We start from the raw sequence: 17,280 nt of genomic DNA on the forward strand, positions 1-17,280 counted from the left end.
TCATGAGTTTGTCTTGTTCGAAGCTTCGGTGGGCGTGTCGCCGGATGCCGCTGCCGGCGTGCCCGGCTGCCAGCCTCCGCCGAGCGCCTTGTAGAGCGCAATCCAGTATTCGATGCGATCGCGCCGCAGCGTGATCAGGCTGATTTCCGCCGACAGCGCGGAGCGGCGCGCTTCTTCCAGCGTCAGCAGGCTTTCGAGGCCCGCGCGCCAGTTCACCTGCGTGGCCTGGAAGTAGTGCCGGTAGTTCTGGTCCGCACGCTCGGCCTCTTCGACGCGGCGCGCCGTGCTGTCCAGGTTGACGAGCGAGCGTTCGACCTCCTTCACCGCGGTGCGCACGCCTTGCCGATAGCTGGCGAGCGCCATCTGGTAGCTGGCTTGCGCGGTGACCACCGCGGCGCGGCGCTTGCCGCCGTCGAACAGCGGGATCGACAGTGACGGGCCGAGCGACCACGTCGTCAAGGCCGAGGTGCCCGGCGTGGCCGAGATCGAGACCGAGCCCGACAGCGACAGGCTGGGGTACAGGTCGGCCTGCGCAGCGCCGATCTCGGCGCTGCTCGCGGCCAGCTCGCGCTCCAGCGAGGCGAGGTCGGGCCGCTGCCGCAGCGCATTGGCCGGCACGCTCTGCACCTCCAGGCCCGCGGGCTCGGGCAGGCGGCCGTCGGCGGCCTTGCCGACGGTCAACAACGTGCGCAGCGCGGGCTCGTCGCGCCCGGTCAGGTCGACCAGGGACTTGACGAGCAGATCGCACTGCGCGCGCTGCGAGATCAGCGTCGAGGCCGCGCTCGCGAGGCTCGCGCGCGCCAGGGCGGCATCGGACTGCGCACTGAAGCCCGCCCGCACCGATGCAGCCGTCGCCCGTTCGGTCTGCTGCGTCGACGCCTGCTCGCGCTCGTAGGCATCGGCCAGCAGCTCGCAGGCGCGATATTGCACGTACGTGTCGGCCACCTCGGCCGCGAGCGACACGCGCGCGTCGTGCCAGTCCGCCACGCGTGCATCGGCGCGCGCCTCGGCCGCCTCGGCATTGCGCCGCACCTTGGAGAACAGGTCGACCTCCCATGCCGCGTCGAGGCCCGCGCTGCGCGTGGTGTCCGTGGCCAGGGCGCCCGACATGGATTGCTGGCGCGCCCGGGAAAGCGATGCGCTGCCGTCGAGGCTCGGCAAGCCGCTTGCACGCGCGGTGGTCAGCGTTGCGCGCGCCTTCTCGATACCCGCCCATGCCTTCGCGAGGCTGGGGCTGTTCGCATCCGCGAGCGTGTCCAACTGCGCGACGGTGGGGTCGTCGAACTGCCGCCACCAGTCGCGCATCGCGCCGGCATTGCCGCCGTGAGGCCGCACGGCCTGCCAGGCGACTGGAGTCGCGGGCGCCGGCTCCGAATAGGTGGGCCCGACGGCACAACCCGCGAGCACGAGGCTCGCGAGGGGCAGCACCAGGACGACGGCAAGACGGGTTGGAAAGAAGGAACGCATGGTGTCGATGGGAGTTCAGGCATCGTAGGAATGCCCTCCGTTCGCCACGGTTCGGCGGCGTTAAGTTGGGTAAAAAGAACAGGCACCGGCGGGAGCCCTGCGTCCAACGGCGCGATACTCCGGGCCGTATTCACGACCGATCCATGCCCCGCGTACTCCTTGTCGACGACGACGTAGACCTGACCGAGATGCTGTCGATGTACCTCGTGCGCGAGGGCTTCGACGTGCATGTGGTGCGCGACGGCGAAAGCGGCGTCGCGGAAGCGGCGCGCGGCGTCTATGCGATCGTCGTGCTCGACATCATGATGCCGCGCATGTCGGGCATCGAGGCGCTGCGGCGCATTCGCGCCACGAGCCAGGTGCCGGTGCTGATGCTGACCGCCCGCGGCGAGAACATCGACCGCATCGTCGGGCTCGACATGGGCGCGGACGACTATGTACCCAAGCCCTGCACGCCCGGCGAACTGGCCGCGCGCATCCGCGCGATCCTGCGGCGAACCGAAACGCGCGAGCCGACCAGCACCGCGGCGAATCCGCGCATGCTGCAGGTGGGAGAGCTCGCGCTGTGGCCCGGCAGCCGGCGTGCGCTGTGGCGCGGCCACCCCCTGGAGCTGACAGGCACCGAGTTCGTCCTGCTCGACGTGCTGGCGCGCCACGCCGGGCAGCTCGTCAGCAAGGAAACCATCTCGCAGCAGGCCTTCGGCAAGCCTCTGGCGCGCTTCGACCGCCGGATCGACGTGCACATCAGCAGCATCCGCCAGAAGCTCGGCATGCGGCCGGACGGCGAATCGTGGATCCAGAGCGTGCGCGGCAGGGGCTATCAATTGCTCGAGGACTAGCCGTGAGAAGCGAACGCCGGCTCGGCAGCCTCTTCTGGAAGTTGCTGTTCGCCATCGTCATGAGCATGGTGCTGGCGATCGGCGCCATGACGGGCTACCTGTATCTCACCGGCCACGAGGCACCGCCGCCGCCCGAAGGCCTGCCGATGTGGGGCCCGGTGCCGGTGGTGCCGTTCCTGGCGGTCACCGGTGCCGTGCTGTTGATCAGCCTGCTGTTCGCGTGGTATCTGTCGCGCCCGCTGCATCACCTGAGCTGGGCGATGGACCGCTTCGCGGAGGGCCGCCTCGATACTCGGGTCGGACCGCTGATGAGCGGCCGGCGCGACGAGATCGCCGACCTTGCGCACGACTTCGACCGCATGGCCGCGCGGATCGAGCAGCTGGCGCAGGCCAACCGCGCGCTGATGCACGATATCTCCCACGAGTTGCGCTCGCCGCTGACCCGGCTCCAGGCGGCGATCGGCTTGCTGCAACAGGACCCGGCGCAGGCGGTCGCGATGATCGAGCGCATCATGCTCGAGAGCGAGCGGCTGGACATGCTGATCGAGGAGCTGCTGACCCTGCACCGCCTGGATGCCGGGCCAAATGGCGTGCCGCAGCAGCGCATCGACGTCATCGAGCTGCTGCAGGCCATTGCCGACGACGCGGACTTCGAGGCCCGCGCATCGCAGCGCACGCTGTGCCTGGACGCGTCGGGCAGCTTCGTCATCGTGGCGCACGGCGAGCTCGTCTACCGGGCTTTCGAGAACGTCATCCGCAACGCCCTGAAGTTCAGCCCGCCCGGCAGCCGAATCGAGGTGGACGCGCGCATCGCCGAAGGCGGCAGGATGCTCGTCACCACCGTGCAGGACCGCGGCCCCGGCGTGCCTGCGGGAATGCTGCAGGCCATCTTCGAGCCGTTCACGCGAGTCGAGGGCAGCGAATCGGTGAGCGGCACGGGCCTCGGCCTCGCGATCGCGCGGCGCGCGATGCTGCTGCATGGCGGCACCGTGGAGGCCACCCTGCGCGAAGGGGGCGGGCTCGTCGTCACGCTGGCGCTGCCGGTGCGCAACTGAAGGCGCGGCGGACGCGGCTGCAAGGCTGCGCCGGCCTTTGCAGTTCTTGACGTATCCGGAGGTCCCTTTACGGCGCGGTCCGCGACATTCGAGCCATACCCGTCCGTCCTCACGCACGAGGATACGGGCAGCTCGGAAGAGGCGAACATGAACGAAACGGATGCGTACTGGACAGGCGGGCAACCTCCGGATGGAGACCGTTGGTCCTGCGCCGACTTCGGCGCGGTGCTGGACGATGCCGAGACGAGGCTGGCGCTGTTCCGCATGTACGGGCGCTACGTCAGGCGATGGAACGACATCGAACCCGGCATCCATCAGGTACATGGCGCGAAGGTTCTCGCCGCCGACGGCCGCTTCGTACTGCACGGCCGGCCGGACAGCCGGTCCCACTGGATACTGGAGATCGTCTTTGCACGCGGCTTCAGGGTCTTCCATCCGTGCAGCATGGGCCGCAACGCCATGCGCTCCACCGCGGACATGCGAAGCGTCCACCTGCACTGGTCCGGCAGCGGCAGGCAGGCATTCGGGCACTGGATGAGCGCAGAACAGGCTCCTCGCTCCCGCTGGCCTGCCCGATGGGCCGGCCGATGGTGCGCGCGGACCTGAGGCTTTGCACTTCTTGACGCACGTGGACGCCGCTTGACGGTCGAGCCGTCCGCCCCGGCGGAACGAATGGCTTCAGTGCTCCACGACCACGTCTGCCATGGGCCTGCGCCACTTGGCATCGATCCTTGCCTCCACGGCCCGGTAGCCCAGTGCGATGACCACCGGGATGACCGTCGCGCGAGGCAGCCCGAGGATTCCGGCGACCTTCGGGGCCGAGAAGCCTTCCATCGGACAGGAGTCGATCCCGCTGGCCGATGCAGCCAGCATGAGCGTCTGAGCTGCAAAGGCGGCATTGCGGGCAGCCCAGGCGCGGCTGCCCAGGTGTCCGATGGGCAGCAGCGAGAGGCTGGGCTTGAGGAGCGCGGCAATCGACACGAGCGGCGTCCAGATCGGCCAGGAGCCCAGCCCGAGGACGCGATCGAACATCCGCATCTGGCCGCGGTGATAGTTCTTGCCGCGCTCGGTGAAGTCGCTCGATCCCTCGATGTGAGCCCGTTGCAGGGCCGCGGTGCCGAGCGCGATCTCGCGACCCGCCTCGATGACCACCAGCGTCGGCGCCGAGCTGGCCGCGCGCTGGCCATTGCAGGCGGCGGCGATCCTTGCCTTCACGCCCGGGTCCCGGACCCAGTGCAGCCTGTAGGGCTGCAGGTTGCCGCTGGAGGGCGCCTGGGTGGCCTCGGACAGCAGGGCCCTGACCTGTTCCTCGGGGATCGGGTTGCCATCGAAGTCCCTGATGGCTCGGCGACGGCGGTTCAGGTCCTGGAACGCGGCCCACGATAAAGAAATGTCTTGCTTCTGCATGGAGAAATACTAAGCTTTTGCTTTGTTATTCGATACTCGCATTCGGAGCCGCGCTTGAAAACGAAGAAGCCATCGGTGACTCCCCGGAAAACACCGCGCCAGGAGCGTTCGCGCGCCACGGTGGACGCCATAACGCAAGCTGCTACTTACATTCTGGTGAAGCGCGGATGGGACAAGCTGAGCACCAATGCGATCGCGGAGCGCGCCGGCGTCAACATCAGCTCGCTCTACCAGTACTTCCCGAACAAGGAGGCCATCGTCGCCGAGCTGGAGCGCCGCCACGTGGCCCAGGCACGGCAAACGCTGGCGAACGCGCTCTCGCAGCTACCCGTCCAGCGCTCGCTGCGCGATGCGCTCGGCGTCCTCGTGCAGTCGATGGTGGACGAGCACAAGATCGCTCCAGCCGTCCACCGGGCGATCGCCGAGGAACTGCCGCGATCGGTCAGGTGCGTGCGGCGCGATGGCAGCCCCGTTGACCAGCGGCTGCTGCAAGCGCTGCGCCCCTACATGAAGAACGTTCCGGATCCCGAATTCGCACTCCAGATCGGGCTCGTGGCGGCGCACGCCGTGATCCACGAGAACGCCTCGCACCGGCCCGAAGTTCTGGCGCGGGCGGATTTCGTGCAGGAGATCGTGGCGCTCCTGGAGGGATACCTCGCGCGTCGGCGCTGAGGCGCGTTCGGGCGCTGCGCACCGAGGTCGCCGGCAAGGTGCGTTCCAAACCTCGCGGGGAGGCTGCTCCTGGCATAGGTGCGGGATCGACTTCGCCTGAGCCTCAGTCGTGCATCAGTTCCTGCACCAGGGCACGCAGGATCCCTATCGCCGGCGCCTCGGTGCGCCGGCGCAGCGTCACGATGCCGAAGCGGGCCACGCCCAGGAGCGATGGCTCCATCTTCAGCTCGACGAGGTCGGGCGCCGCGGCGCGGATGGACAGCAGCACCGCATCGCTGCGACGAGCCACTTCGACCAGGCTCGGAATCTCCTCGCACTGAACGTTGACGCAATGCGCGGGATGCGCCTGCGGCCCATAGGCCTCGACCAGCATGCGGGCGACCTCGTCGCTCAAGGGAATGGAGGCGATCGGATAGCGCTGCACGGCCTCGAAGCTCACGCCCTTGCGCAGCCGCGTGAGCGGATGGCCGCGGCGGCACATGAAGGTTCCGCGCATCTCGCTCACCAGGCTCACGTTCAGGTCGGGCGCGGGCTTGAGCGAGCGCGCATCCACCACCAGCGCATCGAGCGTGCGCTCGCGCAATGCCTGGGCCAGCAGATCGGTGCCGCCGCGCGCCACCGCTACGCGCATCTTCGGATGCCGCGTCGCCATATGCAGGAGGAACGGTGTCATCAGCATGGCGCCCGGCCCCGAGCCCAGTCCGATACGGAACACGCCGCTCTCCCCCTCGCGCAGCCTGCGGCCGCTGTCGCGCAGTTCGTCGGCCTCGAACACCAGCTCGCGCGCGCGCTCAAGCACCTCGCGCCCGAAGGCCGTGAGCTCGTTGCGCCGGCCGATGCGGTCGACCAGCGGCATGCCCAGTTCGTCCTCGAGCGCACGCACGCTGCGGCTGAGCGCCGGCTGCGTCAGGTGCAGGTCCAGCGCGGACTTGCTGAAGGAACCGGTCTGCGCCAGGGAGATCAGGTGTCGGAGCTGGACCAGTTTCACGGCGCGCGCCCTCGGGATGGATGCATTGCATTCATGCTAATGCATCCAACAATGCATTGGACGTTCGATTTGCCGGCTCCTAGGATTCGTCCGCATCCGGCCTACCGCGCCGGCATCCCTTCAGGAGTTCCGATGGCCTCGTTGTACCGACGTCCGCTTCTTCTCTGTTGCGCCCTGCTGATGGCCGCCGGCCTTGCAAGCGCCCAGGGCTACCCGACCAAACCCGTCAACCTGATGGTTCCCTATCCGGCCGGTGGTCCGTCGGACGCTGCGGCGCGCATCTTCACCACGCCACTGGGCAAGGAACTGGGCCAGCAGGTGATCGTGGAAAACCTGGGCGGCGTGAGCGGCGCCATGGGGGCGCAGAAGGTGCTGGCGGCGCCGGCCGACGGCTACTACATCTTCCAGGGCTCGCCCAACGAGGTGATCCTCGCGCCGCTGGCCAACGCGGCGGTCAAGCTCAAGACCGAGGACTTCCGCCTGGTGCATCCGGTGTCCGACGCTGTGATGGTCTTCGTCGCCCGCAAGGATCTGCCGGCCGACAGCGTGGACGAGCTGATCGCGCTGGCCCGCAAGTCGGCCGACAAGCCGCTCTCGTATGGCAGCGTGGGCATCGGCTCGCTCTACCACCTGATTCTTGAAAAGGTGCAGCAGGACGCCGGCATCAAGCTGGTGCACGCGCCCTACAAGGGCAACGCGCCGCTGCTGCAAGACATTGGTGGGGGCCAGGTCGACTTCGCGGTGCTGGTCTACAGCGCCGCCATGGGCGCGCTGGCCGAGCAGGGCCGGCTCAAGGTCATCGGCCAGCTCGGTGCGCAGCGCTCGGAGCTGCTGAAGAACGTGCCGACCGCGAGCGAAGGCAAGGAACTCAAGAACTTCGCATACAAGATCTGGAGCGGCTTCATGGTGCCGAAGAACACGCCTGAAGAGGTGGTGCAGAAACTGCACAAGGCCATCGGTGCGACCTTGAAGGACCCGGGCGTGCGCACGCAGCTCGCGGCCCAGACCCAGGTCGTCGCGGCGCCGATGACGCTGGCCGAGTCGGCGAGGTTCTTCGAGGCGGAGACCGCGCGCTACCGCGAGATCGCCAAGTCCATCCACCTGCAACCCCAGTGAAGCGACACCCATGAACACCACCCTCCTCGACGATCTGCACGCGCAGGCCGATGCGTTCATCGACATCCGGCGCGACATCCATCGCCATCCCGAGCTCGGCTTCGACGAACACCGCACCTCGGCCCTGGTCGCCGAGCGGCTGGAGGCCTGGGGCTATGCGGTGGAACGCGGCCTCGGCGGCACCGGCGTGGTCGGCCGGCTGGTGCGCGGCAACGGCGAGCGCCGCCTTGGCCTGCGTGCCGACATGGATGCACTGCCCATCGACGAAGCCACCGGGCTCGACTACGCGAGCGAGCACGGCGGCGTGATGCATGCCTGCGGCCACGACGGCCATACTGCCATGCTGCTCGCCGCTGCGCATCACCTGGCCGAGCGCGGCCGCTTCGACGGCACGCTGAACCTGATCTTCCAGCCGGCCGAAGAAGGCGGCGGCGGCGCGTTGCGCATGATCGAACAGGGCCTGTTCGACAAGTACCCCTGCGACGCCATCTTCGCGATGCACAACATGCCGGGCCTGCCGCAGGGCCGTCTGGCGTTGCGCGAGGGCGCGGCGATGGCGTCGTCCGACTACGCGACGATCACGCTCACCGGCATCGGCGGCCACGGCGCCATGCCGCATCGGGCGGCCGATCCGATCGTGGCCGCGGCCAGCATCGTGATGGCGCTGCAGACCGTCGTGTCGCGCAACATCGATCCGCTGCAGATGGCGGTGGTGACGGTGGGGGCGGTGCACGCCGGCAAGGCCAACAACGTGATCCCGCAGAGCGCCACGCTCGAACTCAGCGTGCGCGCACTCGATCGCGGCGTCCGCCAGCACCTGGAAGAGCGCATCAAGGCCCTGATCGCGGCGCAGGCCGAAAGCTTTGGCGTGAAGGCGCAGATCGACTGGCGCGCGGGCTACGCGGTGCTGGTCAACACGCCCAAGGAAACCGCCTTCGCGCGCGAGGTCGCGCTGGAACTGCTGGGCCCGGAACGCGTCACGCTGCAGGCCCCGGCGGTGCCCGGCAGCGAGGATTTCGCTTTCATGCTGGAGCGCGTGCCTGGCAGCTACCTGCTGATCGGCAACGGCGAGGGCGACAGCCACGGTGCATGCATGGTGCACAACCCCGGCTATGACTTCAACGACGGCAACGTCGCGGTCGGTGCGGCTTACTGGGTGCTGCTGACCGAGCGCTTCTTGAACTAACGGCAGACCGCGCTCGTTGTTGCCCTGGACCGCTTGGACATGGGGTTGGCCGAGGAAGGCGCGCCACTGCACCGAACCGGGGCCCACGAAGGCGTGGCATGAGAGGAGCACGAGCGCCCACCCAGGTACGCAGGCAGAGCATTGGGCTGCCACCAAAACTGCTAGCGCCACCAAAGAAAAAGCCCTTGCAAGTCATTGACTCGCAAGGGCTTCTAAGCTTGGCGGAGTGGACGGGACTCGAACCCGCGACCCCCGGCGTGACAGGCCGGTATTCTAACCAACTGAACTACCACTCCTGGTAGACAACGTTCACTCCTTGCGGAGCCGAGTGTTGACGACTCGTGCCTGCTTCACTTGCATGAAACTGGCGACCCTACGGGGATTCGAACCCCGGTAGCCACCGTGAAAGGGTGGTGTCCTAGGCCTCTAGACGATAGGGTCAAAACCTTGGACGTGCTGCGATCAGCATCTCTAACCTTCTCGACACTTTGATGGTGGAGGTAAACGGGATCGAACCGATGACCTCTTGCATGCCATGCAAGCGCTCTCCCAGCTGAGCTATACCCCCGTGTGGGTGTCGAGCCTCGAATTATAGCCCGATTTTTCAGGCCTTTTTCAATCGCTCGATAACTTTTTCGCGGGAAAAAATTTCGAGCACTGAATCGAGGGACGGTGTCTGCGATGTTCCCATCACAAGCACTCGTACTGGCATCGCCAACACCGGCATTTTCAATGCATGTGCGGCGAGAACTTCCTTGATGGTAACTGCGATTGAGGCCTTATCCCAGGTCACGCCCATCAATTTTTCAACGAGTGTTGCAATCGCGGGCTTCACTGCATCGGTGATGTGCTGCGCGCGATCGGCTTCGGTCACGTCGATGTCCGCATAGAACGCGGCAGCCCACCCCGCCAGCGCCACCGTGGTGTCGCAACGGTCCTTGAACAGCGCGCAGATCGCAGGCAAACGTTCATCGGCAACGATGCCGCGCTTTTGCAACTGTGCTGCAACAAGCGGGGCGAGCTCGTCGCCGCTCTTCGCCTTGATGTACTGCGCATTCACCCAGGCAAGCTTTGCCGCGTCCCACTGCGCGGGGCTCTTCGACAAGTGCGAACCGTCGAACCAGCTCACCATCTGTTCGCGCGTGAAGAGCTCGTCGTCGCCGTGGCTCCAGCCGAGGCGCGCGAGGTAGTTGAGCATGGCCTCGGGCAGGTAGCCGTTCTCTTCGTAGGCCGTGACACTCACCGCGCCGCGGCGCTTCGAGAGCTTCTGTCCATCGTCGCCCAGGATCACGGGCACATGGCCGAACTGGGGCAGCGGTGCACCGAGTGCGCGGAAGATGTTGATCTGCCACGGCGTGTTGTTGATGTGCTCGTCGCCGCGGAACACGTGGGTGATGTTCATGTCCCAGTCGTCGACCACCACCGCGAAGTTGTAGGTCGGCACACCGTCGGGCCGCAGGATGATGAGGTCGTCGATCTCGCGATTGTTGATGGTGATCTCGCCCTTCACGAGGTCGTTCCACGTCACGTCGCCTTCGGGCGGATTGCAGAAACGCACCACCGGCGGCACGCCTTCGGGCACGGGCGGCAGCACCTTGCCCGGCTCGGGGCGCCAACGGCGGTCATACAGCGTCTTCTCGCCGCGCGCGCGTTGCGCTTCGCGCATCTCGTCGAGTTCGGCGGGCGTGCAGTAGCAGTGGTAGGCGGTGCCGGCCGCGAGCATCTGTGCGATGACTTCGCGGTAGCGCTCGAGGCGCTGCATCTGGTAGATCGGGCCTTCGTCGTAGTCGAGGCCGAGCCAGTGCATCGACGCGAGGATCTGGTCGGTCGAGTCCTGCGTGGAGCGGGCCACGTCGGTGTCCTCGATGCGCAGCACGAACTCGCCGCCATGGTGGCGCGCATAGGCCCACGAGTAGAGGGCCGTGCGTGCCGTGCCCAGATGAAGGAAACCCGTGGGGGATGGTGCGATGCGGGTGCGTACTTTGCCGGTCATTTCGTTATCGTGGATTCAGGGTGCTCAGGCCGCGCGCAATGTCGGCCTTGATGTCGTCGGCGTGCTCGAGGCCGACCGCGAGGCGGATCAGCCCCTGGCCGATGCCGGCCGCCTGGCGCTGCGCTTCGGTGAGGCGGCCATGCGAGGTGGTGCCGGGGTGCGTGATGATGGTCTTCACGTCACCGAGGTTGGTGGCAAGGCTCACCACGCGCGTGCTGTTCATGACATGGAAGGCATTGGCGCGCGCCGTCTCGGGCGAGTCGCCGACCACGTCGAACGACACCACCGCGCCGCCCTGCCCCGACTGCTGCTGCATCGCCAGCTCGTGCTGCGAATGCGAGGCGAGCCCGGGATAGTAGACGCGTGCAACGCCCGGCTGCTTCTCGAGCCATTGAGCGATGTCCATCGCGTTCGCGCAATGCGCCTTCATGCGGATGCCGAGCGTCTCGATACCCTTGAGCACGACCCACGCATTGAACGGCGCCAGCGCCATGCCGGCGGTGCGCACGATGGGCCCGAACACGTCGACGATGAGCTTCGAGGGACCGCAGATCGCGCCCGCCATCACGCGGCCCTGGCCGTCGAGGTGCTTGGTGCCCGAGTGGATGACGAGGTCGGCGCCCAGCGCCGCCGGACGCTGCAGGATCGGCGTGCAGAAGCAGTTGTCGACCGCCAGCAGCGCGCCCGCCGCATGCGCCACATCGGCCAGCGCGCGGATGTCGCAGACCTCGGTCAGCGGGTTGGTCGGCGTCTCGGCAAACAACAGCTTGGTATTGGGCTTCACGGCTGCGCGCCATTCGGCCACGTCGGTCTGCGACACGAAGGTGGTCTCGACGCCGAACTTGGCGAACTCCTTGCCGAACAGGTTCAGCGTGGAGCCGAACACCGAGCGCGAGCAGACCACATGGTCGCCGGCCTTCAGCAGGCCCATGCACATCATGAGGATCGCGCCCATGCCGGTCGAAGCGCCGATCGCCGCTTCCGTACCTTCGAGCGCCGCGATACGCTGCTCGAAACTGGTCACGGTCGGATTCGAGGTGCGCGAGTAGGTGAAGCCCGGCTCGGTGCCCGCGAAACGGCGCATCGAGGTTTCGGCGTCGGGCTGCACGAAGCCGCTGGTCAGGAAAAGCGCGTCGGAATGCTCGCCGTACTGGCTCGGCGCGAGCCCGGTGCGCAGTGCGAGCGTCTCCGGATGCAGCCCGGGCGGCAGTGTTCGTTCTTCGTCGGTCACTTCGTCTGCTCTCACTCGCTGAGGTTGGGAAGCGCGAGGCGCGAAGAATCTTCTTCGGTCTCTTCGATGCGGGGACGGTTGCCGTTCATGCGCGAGATGGCCTCGGTGTCGATGTCGCCGGTCACGTACACGCCGTCGAAGCACGATGCGTCGAAGCCGTCGAGCTTGGGGTTGAGCGAGCCGATCGCGCGCTTCATGGCATCGACGTCCTGGTAGATCAGCGCGTCGCAGCCGATAAGTTCGCGGATCTGCTCGACCGTGCGGTCGTGCGCCACCAGTTCGCCCTTGGTCGGCATGTCGATGCCGTAGACGTTGGGGTAGCGCACCGGCGGCGCGGCGCTGGCCAGGTAGACCTTGCGCGCGCCGGCGTCACGCGCCATCTGCACGATTTCCTGGCTGGTGGTGCCGCGCACGATCGAGTCGTCGACCAGCAGCACGTTGCGGCCCTTGAATTCGCTGGCGATCACGTTGAGCTTCTGGCGCACCGACTTCTTGCGCACGCCCTGCCCCGGCATGATGAAGGTGCGGCCCACGTAGCGGTTCTTCACGAAGCCTTCGCGGTACGGCACGCCCAGCAGGTGCGCGAGCTGCGTGGCGCTCGGGCGGCTCGACTCGGGGATCGGGATGATCACATCGATCTGGTTCGGCGGCACGGTCGAGACCACGCGCTTGGCCAGCGTTTCGCCGAGGTTCAGGCGCGCCTGGTAGACCGAGATCCCGTCGAGCACGGAGTCCGGGCGCGCGAGGTACACGAATTCGAAGATGCAGGGGTTCAGCGTGGGCGACTCGGCGCACTGCATCGAGTGCACCTTGCCTTCGAGGTCGATGAACACGGCTTCGCCCGGGGCGATGTCACGCTCGAACACATGGCCCGAGCCTTCGAGCGCGACCGATTCGCTGGCCACCATCACGGCGCCGTCGGCGCTGCGGCCCATGCACAGCGGGCGAATGCCGTAGGGGTCGCGGAAGGCGAGCAGGCCGTGGCCGGCAATGAGCGACACCACGGCGTACGAGCCGCGCAGGCGCTTGTGCATGTTCTTGACCGCGGCGAACACTTCGGCCGGGTGCAGCGGCACGCCGCGCGAAGAGCGCTCCAGCTCGTGCGCCAGCACGTTGAGCAGCACCTCGGAGTCGCTCTCGGTGTTGGTGTGGCGGTGGTCGGTGGAAAACAGCTCCGCGCGCAGCGCATGCGCGTTGGTCAGGTTGCCGTTGTGCACCAGCACGATGCCGAAGGGCGCGTTCACGTAGAAGGGCTGCGCCTCTTCCTCGCTGTAGGCATTGCCGGCGGTCGGATAGCGCACCTGGCCCAGGCCCACGCTGCCCGGCAGCGCGCGCATGTTGCGCGTGCGGAACACGTCGCGGACCATGCCCTTGGCCTTGTGCATGAAGAACTTGCGCTCGAGCAAGGTCACGATGCCGGCCGCATCCTGGCCACGGTGCTGCAACAGCAGCATCGCGTCATAGAGCAGCTGATTGACGGGTGCGTTGCTGACAACGCCGACGATTCCACACATGAACGATTCCTCTCAGGGCAGGTAGCTTGCCAACTTTTCAGGCAGCGCGGGTTTCAGGCCCTGCAATGCCGCATCGAGAACAATGGCGCTGCGCGATTCGTGCCACCAGGCACTGTCGCTCAACACCAGCAAATGAACAACGACGGCCAGCACGAGCAGGGCCACCGCACCCCGCGCCGCACCGAACGCCGCTCCCAGAATCCGGTCCACCGGCCGCAGACCCACGACCGTGATCAACTTGCGCGTGAGCGCTGCCACCAGGCCCACGCCGAACACCACCGCCACGAAGACCAGCACGAAGGCCAGCGGATAACGCCACGCCCCCTGCGGATCGCCGAACGGCAGCCATGCCGCCACGCCGGAAGCCAGCCACTGGGCGGCAATGAAAGCCGCCACCCAGCCGATCAGCGAAATCACTTCGAACACCAGCCCGCGCATCAGGCCGAACAGCATCGACACCCCGATGAGCGCGACGGCGATCCAGTCGAGCAAGGCCACGGCAACAGCAGGCGACAGCTCTTACAACGTGAGGATCGCAGCCGCCAAAGACAAGCCCTTGACCTTTTCCGCCGCGCGGTCGGCCTCGGCACGCGAACCGAAGGGGCCCACACGCACACGCGTGCGCTGCTCGCCGTCGGCCGTCTTGGCCACGTGCACGTAGGTCTTGAGGCCGGCCTTCTCGAGCTTCTGGCGCACTTCGCGCGCCTTGTCGGCATCGGCGAAAGCGCCGACCTGCACCACGAAGCGGCCGCTTTCATCGGCGGCGGGCTTCGGCGCGGCAGCCGTCGCGACGGGCTTGCCTTCGAGCAGCGCGCGGGCACGGGCAGCATCGCCCGAGTCGGCCGGCTTGGGCTTCGCTTCGGGCTTGGGTTCGGGCTTCGGCTTGGGCTCGGGTTTGGGTTCCGGCTTGTGTTCGGGCTTGGCCTCCGGCTTGTGTTCAGGTTTGGCCTCGGGCTTGGGCTCCGGCTTGGGCTTCGGCTCCGGCTTGGGCTCGGCGGCCGCGACGGGCGGCGTGCTGGGCACGGGCCTGCCGGATTCGATCACCGTGCCGTCGGCGGTCTCGGTGATCATGCCGCCGGACGACGCCGAAGCCACGCGCGAACTGCTGCCGCTGTCGGGCGCTGCCGGCGCGCTGCTCGTGGTGGGCGCCGGTGCAGCGGGCACGGGCAGTGGCTTGACCTTGTTGCGGTCGGGAATCTCGATGGGAATGTCGACCGACACGGGGCGCGGCTGCGTATCGAACAGCAGCGGAAAACCGATCACGCCGAGCAGCACCAGCACCGCTGCGCCGAGCAACCGGTGGCGTGCACGCCGACGCATGGTTTCGACACTTTCCGCGGGGACGGCGGCTGGGGCGCTGCGTCCTTCGTTGCCTTGCGGGCCGCGCGTGCGGAACTTGAAAAACGCCATGAAGTTCGATCCCTGAAGGAGTGCAGCGAGGTGGTGCCAGATGGTGTGGACAGCCCGACGATCAGCCGCCTGGCAGCAGGTGTTTGGCTTGCAGCCGGGGGGTGCCGTTTTCGAGCACGCCACCCACGGTGAAGAACGATCCGAAGACCACGATTCTATCAGCGGGCCCCGCCTGCTCGATGGCTGCGCGCAACGCTTCCATCGGGCCCGCGTGCACGCTGCCCGAGGCGTCGGTGCGCGTGTTCTGCGCCTGCCAGCTGGCCAGCAGGTCGGCGGCCTTGGCGGCGCGCGGCGTGGGCAGGTCGGTGAAGTACCAGCGGTCGATCAGCGGCCCGATGCGCGCGAGGATCGGTGCGAGGTCCTTGTCGGCCATCACGCCGAATACGCCGTGCGTGGTGGGATAGAAGCCCATCGCGTCGAGGTTCTCGGCCAGCGCGGCCACGGCATGGGCGTTGTGCGCCACGTCGAGCACCAGCGCGGGCTCGCCCGGCACGATCTGGAAGCGGCCCGGCAACTCGACCATCGCGAGCCCGTTGCGCACGGCCTGCGCGGTGATCGGCAACTGCGGCCGCAGGGCTTCGAGCGCCGCGAGCACGCCGGCCGCATTGATGAGCTGGTTGGCCCCGCGCAGCGCCGGGTAGGCCAGCCCGCTGTAGCGCCGGCCACGACCCGACCAGCCCCACTGCTGCTTGTCGCCCGACACGTTGAAGTCGGTCCCGAAGCGCCAGAGGTCGGCGCCGATCGCGTTCGCATGGTCGATCACGCTCTGCGGCGGCATCGGGTCGCTCACGATGGCGGGCTTGCCCGGCCGCATGATGCCGGCCTTCTCGAAGCCGATGCTTTCGCGGTCGGGCCCGAGGTATTCCATGTGGTCGAGGTCGATGCTGGTGATGACCGCGCAGTCGGTGTCGATGATGTTGACCACGTCGAGCCGCCCTCCCAGGCCGACCTCGAGAATCGCCACGTCGGGCTTTTCCTCGGTCATGCAATGCAGGATGCCGAGCGTCGTGAACTCGAAGTAGGTCAGGCTCATGTCGCCGCGCGCCTTTTCCACCACTTCGAAACTTGCTATCAGTTTGGAAGCATCGACGGCTTCGCCCTTGAGCCGCAGGCGCTCTTCGAAGCGCACGAGGTGCGGCGAGGTGAACACCGCCGTGCGATAGCCCGCGTGCGTCAAGATCGATTCGAGCATGGCGCAGGTCGAGCCCTTGCCGTTCGTGCCCGCCACCGTGATCACGGGGCAGCCGAAGCGCAGGCCGAGGCGCTGCGCCATTTCCTTGGCGCGCTCGAGCCCGAGTTCAATGTTCTTGGGATGGAGGTGCTCGGCGCGCGCGAGCCAGTCGTTAAGGGTTTCCATGGAGGCCGGCATTGTCGCCGACTGGCCGCCCAGGGCATCATCGCGGGCATGACAACCCTATACGGCATTCCGAACTGCGACACCGTCAAGCGCGCCCGCGCCTGGCTCGATGAACATGGCGTGGCCTACACCTTCCACGATTTCAAGAAACAGGGCGTGCCCGAGGCCGAGCTCGACCAGTGGCTGAAAAAGCCCGGATGGGAGGCCCTGGTCAACCGCAAGGGCACTACCTGGCGCAAGCTGGACGACGCCACCCGCGAGGGCGTGGTCGATGCCGGCTCGGCCCGCGCCGTGCTGCTGGCCAACCCCAGCCTGATCAAGCGGCCGGTGGTCAACTGGGGGGCGAAAAAACCCGTTACGACAGGGTTCGACGCCGACGCCTGGGCTGTCAACGCCGTGTAAACGCCGGAACCCGGCCTGCTGCCCGGCCTCCAACCCCGATCCGCAGGAGAAACACACCATGAACACGCACGTTTTTCGCACCCTCGCCGGCATTTCCGTGGCCGCAACCTTGGCCGCCGGCACCGGGCTCGTGCACGCCCAGCAGAACCAGATGGTCCAGGCCCGCGTGATCTCCGCCACGCCGATCCGCGAAACGACCGGCAGCGACGTCAACTACAACGTCACGTATGAATACAACGGCCGCCAGTACACCACCCGCATGAACAGCCGGCCCGGCGCGACCATTTCGATCCAGGCCAGCGCCTACGGCGTGACGACCTCACCGGTGGCGCCACAGCCGCAGTTGCAGCCCTATCCGGTCGAGGCCGACAACGGCTATCCGCAGTACGGCGGCTCGCCATGGGACAACGTGGTGCCCGAGCCGGGCGTGGTCGTCTCCAACGCCCCCGCGCCGGTCTACCAGCCGGCACCGGTGTATGCCGCCCCCGTCTACGTGCAGCCGGCCTACCCGTACCCCTATGCCTATCCCTACGTCTATCCGCCGGTCGGCTTCTCGCTGAACCTCGGCTATTCGCGCGGCTGGGGCGGTGGCTACTACCGCGGCTGGGGTGGCGGATACCGCGGCTGGCACCGCTGAGCCGCT

At 67.3% G+C, this 17,280-nt stretch carries 17 protein-coding genes and 3 tRNA genes; 8 read left to right on the top strand and 12 right to left on the bottom strand.

Features of this window, described 5'->3' with window-relative positions; genetic code table 11:
- Positions 1-1,467, bottom strand: a complete 1,467-nt coding sequence (locus tag ACEOAB_RS19675) for an efflux transporter outer membrane subunit (protein ID WP_495653059.1) — start codon at positions 1,465-1,467, stop codon at positions 1-3.
- A gap of 143 nt (positions 1,468-1,610) precedes the next feature.
- Here ACEOAB_RS19675 and ACEOAB_RS19680 point away from each other — a divergent pair, with 143 nt between their 5' ends.
- From ACEOAB_RS19680 to ACEOAB_RS19690, 3 genes are all read left to right on the top strand, one after another.
- Entirely contained in the window at positions 1,611-2,306 is a 696-nt protein-coding gene (locus ACEOAB_RS19680) for a response regulator (protein ID WP_495653060.1), read from the top strand.
- Between the two features lie 2 nt (positions 2,307-2,308).
- Positions 2,309-3,361: a HAMP domain-containing sensor histidine kinase gene (locus ACEOAB_RS19685; protein ID WP_413747950.1), complete on the top strand. Its 1,053-nt coding sequence runs from the start codon at positions 2,309-2,311 to the stop codon at positions 3,359-3,361.
- Between the two features lie 147 nt (positions 3,362-3,508).
- Complete coding sequence (locus ACEOAB_RS19690) at positions 3,509-3,967, top strand: hypothetical protein (protein ID WP_413747949.1); 459 nt, start codon at positions 3,509-3,511, stop codon at positions 3,965-3,967.
- A 72-nt stretch (positions 3,968-4,039) separates the two neighbouring features.
- Here the strand turns inward: ACEOAB_RS19690 and ACEOAB_RS19695 are convergent, their stop codons facing one another.
- Positions 4,040-4,768: a nitroreductase family protein gene (locus ACEOAB_RS19695; protein WP_413747948.1), complete on the bottom strand. Its 729-nt coding sequence runs from the start codon at positions 4,766-4,768 to the stop codon at positions 4,040-4,042.
- Between the two features lie 54 nt (positions 4,769-4,822).
- Here ACEOAB_RS19695 and ACEOAB_RS19700 point away from each other — a divergent pair, with 54 nt between their 5' ends.
- Positions 4,823-5,440 carry a TetR/AcrR family transcriptional regulator gene (locus tag ACEOAB_RS19700; protein WP_413747947.1) on the top strand — a complete coding sequence of 206 codons (618 nt, stop codon included), beginning with the start codon at positions 4,823-4,825 and terminating at the stop codon, positions 5,438-5,440.
- A gap of 103 nt (positions 5,441-5,543) precedes the next feature.
- Here the strand turns inward: ACEOAB_RS19700 and ACEOAB_RS19705 are convergent, their stop codons facing one another.
- Positions 5,544-6,428, bottom strand: a complete 885-nt coding sequence (locus ACEOAB_RS19705; protein WP_056589812.1) for a LysR family transcriptional regulator — start codon at positions 6,426-6,428, stop codon at positions 5,544-5,546.
- Positions 6,429-6,560: 132 nt separating this feature from the next.
- On the opposite strand from ACEOAB_RS19705, the gene ACEOAB_RS19710 reads away from it, so the two are divergent.
- Positions 6,561-7,544, top strand: a complete 984-nt coding sequence (locus ACEOAB_RS19710; RefSeq protein WP_413747946.1) for a tripartite tricarboxylate transporter substrate binding protein — start codon at positions 6,561-6,563, stop codon at positions 7,542-7,544.
- A gap of 10 nt (positions 7,545-7,554) precedes the next feature.
- Positions 7,555-8,730, top strand: coding sequence for a M20 aminoacylase family protein (locus ACEOAB_RS19715; RefSeq protein ID WP_413747945.1), 1,176 nt, complete (start codon positions 7,555-7,557; stop codon positions 8,728-8,730).
- Positions 8,731-8,949: 219 nt separating this feature from the next.
- Here ACEOAB_RS19715 and ACEOAB_RS19720 read toward each other — a convergent pair.
- The 9 genes from ACEOAB_RS19720 to folC all read right to left on the bottom strand — a co-directional run bounded on the left by ACEOAB_RS19720 (position 8,950) and on the right by folC (position 16,247).
- Positions 8,950-9,026 (bottom strand) — tRNA-Asp (locus ACEOAB_RS19720).
- A 69-nt stretch (positions 9,027-9,095) separates the two neighbouring features.
- Positions 9,096-9,171, bottom strand: a tRNA-Glu gene (locus ACEOAB_RS19725).
- Between the two features lie 51 nt (positions 9,172-9,222).
- Positions 9,223-9,298: transfer RNA gene (locus ACEOAB_RS19730), tRNA-Ala, on the bottom strand.
- A gap of 36 nt (positions 9,299-9,334) precedes the next feature.
- Positions 9,335-10,723, bottom strand: a complete 1,389-nt coding sequence (gene gltX / locus ACEOAB_RS19735) for a glutamate--tRNA ligase (protein ID WP_413747944.1) — start codon at positions 10,721-10,723, stop codon at positions 9,335-9,337.
- A 4-nt stretch (positions 10,724-10,727) separates the two neighbouring features.
- The gene (locus ACEOAB_RS19740) at positions 10,728-11,954 is read right to left on the bottom strand and encodes an O-succinylhomoserine sulfhydrylase (RefSeq protein ID WP_056589800.1); all 1,227 of its coding nucleotides are present in this window, start codon (positions 11,952-11,954) and stop codon (positions 10,728-10,730) included.
- 11 nt (positions 11,955-11,965) lie between these two features.
- The gene (purF, locus tag ACEOAB_RS19745) at positions 11,966-13,468 is read right to left on the bottom strand and encodes an amidophosphoribosyltransferase (protein ID WP_056589797.1); all 1,503 of its coding nucleotides are present in this window, start codon (positions 13,466-13,468) and stop codon (positions 11,966-11,968) included.
- Positions 13,469-13,480: 12 nt separating this feature from the next.
- Positions 13,481-13,966, bottom strand: a complete 486-nt coding sequence (locus ACEOAB_RS19750) for a CvpA family protein (protein ID WP_007835514.1) — start codon at positions 13,964-13,966, stop codon at positions 13,481-13,483.
- A 21-nt stretch (positions 13,967-13,987) separates the two neighbouring features.
- On the bottom strand, positions 13,988-14,878 hold the full coding sequence (locus tag ACEOAB_RS19755; protein ID WP_056589794.1) for an SPOR domain-containing protein: 891 nt from the start codon (positions 14,876-14,878) through the stop codon (positions 13,988-13,990).
- Between the two features lie 61 nt (positions 14,879-14,939).
- The gene (folC, locus tag ACEOAB_RS19760) at positions 14,940-16,247 is read right to left on the bottom strand and encodes a bifunctional tetrahydrofolate synthase/dihydrofolate synthase (RefSeq protein ID WP_413747943.1); all 1,308 of its coding nucleotides are present in this window, start codon (positions 16,245-16,247) and stop codon (positions 14,940-14,942) included.
- A gap of 36 nt (positions 16,248-16,283) precedes the next feature.
- Between folC and ACEOAB_RS19765 the strand changes: the two genes are divergently transcribed.
- Entirely contained in the window at positions 16,284-16,637 is a 354-nt protein-coding gene (locus tag ACEOAB_RS19765) for an ArsC family reductase (RefSeq protein ID WP_056519447.1), read from the top strand.
- Positions 16,638-16,695: 58 nt separating this feature from the next.
- Positions 16,696-17,274: a hypothetical protein gene (locus ACEOAB_RS19770; protein ID WP_413747942.1), complete on the top strand. Its 579-nt coding sequence runs from the start codon at positions 16,696-16,698 to the stop codon at positions 17,272-17,274.
- Positions 17,275-17,280 lie beyond the last annotated feature (6 nt).

It is taken from the genome of Variovorax sp. Varisp53 (genome assembly GCF_059491555.1).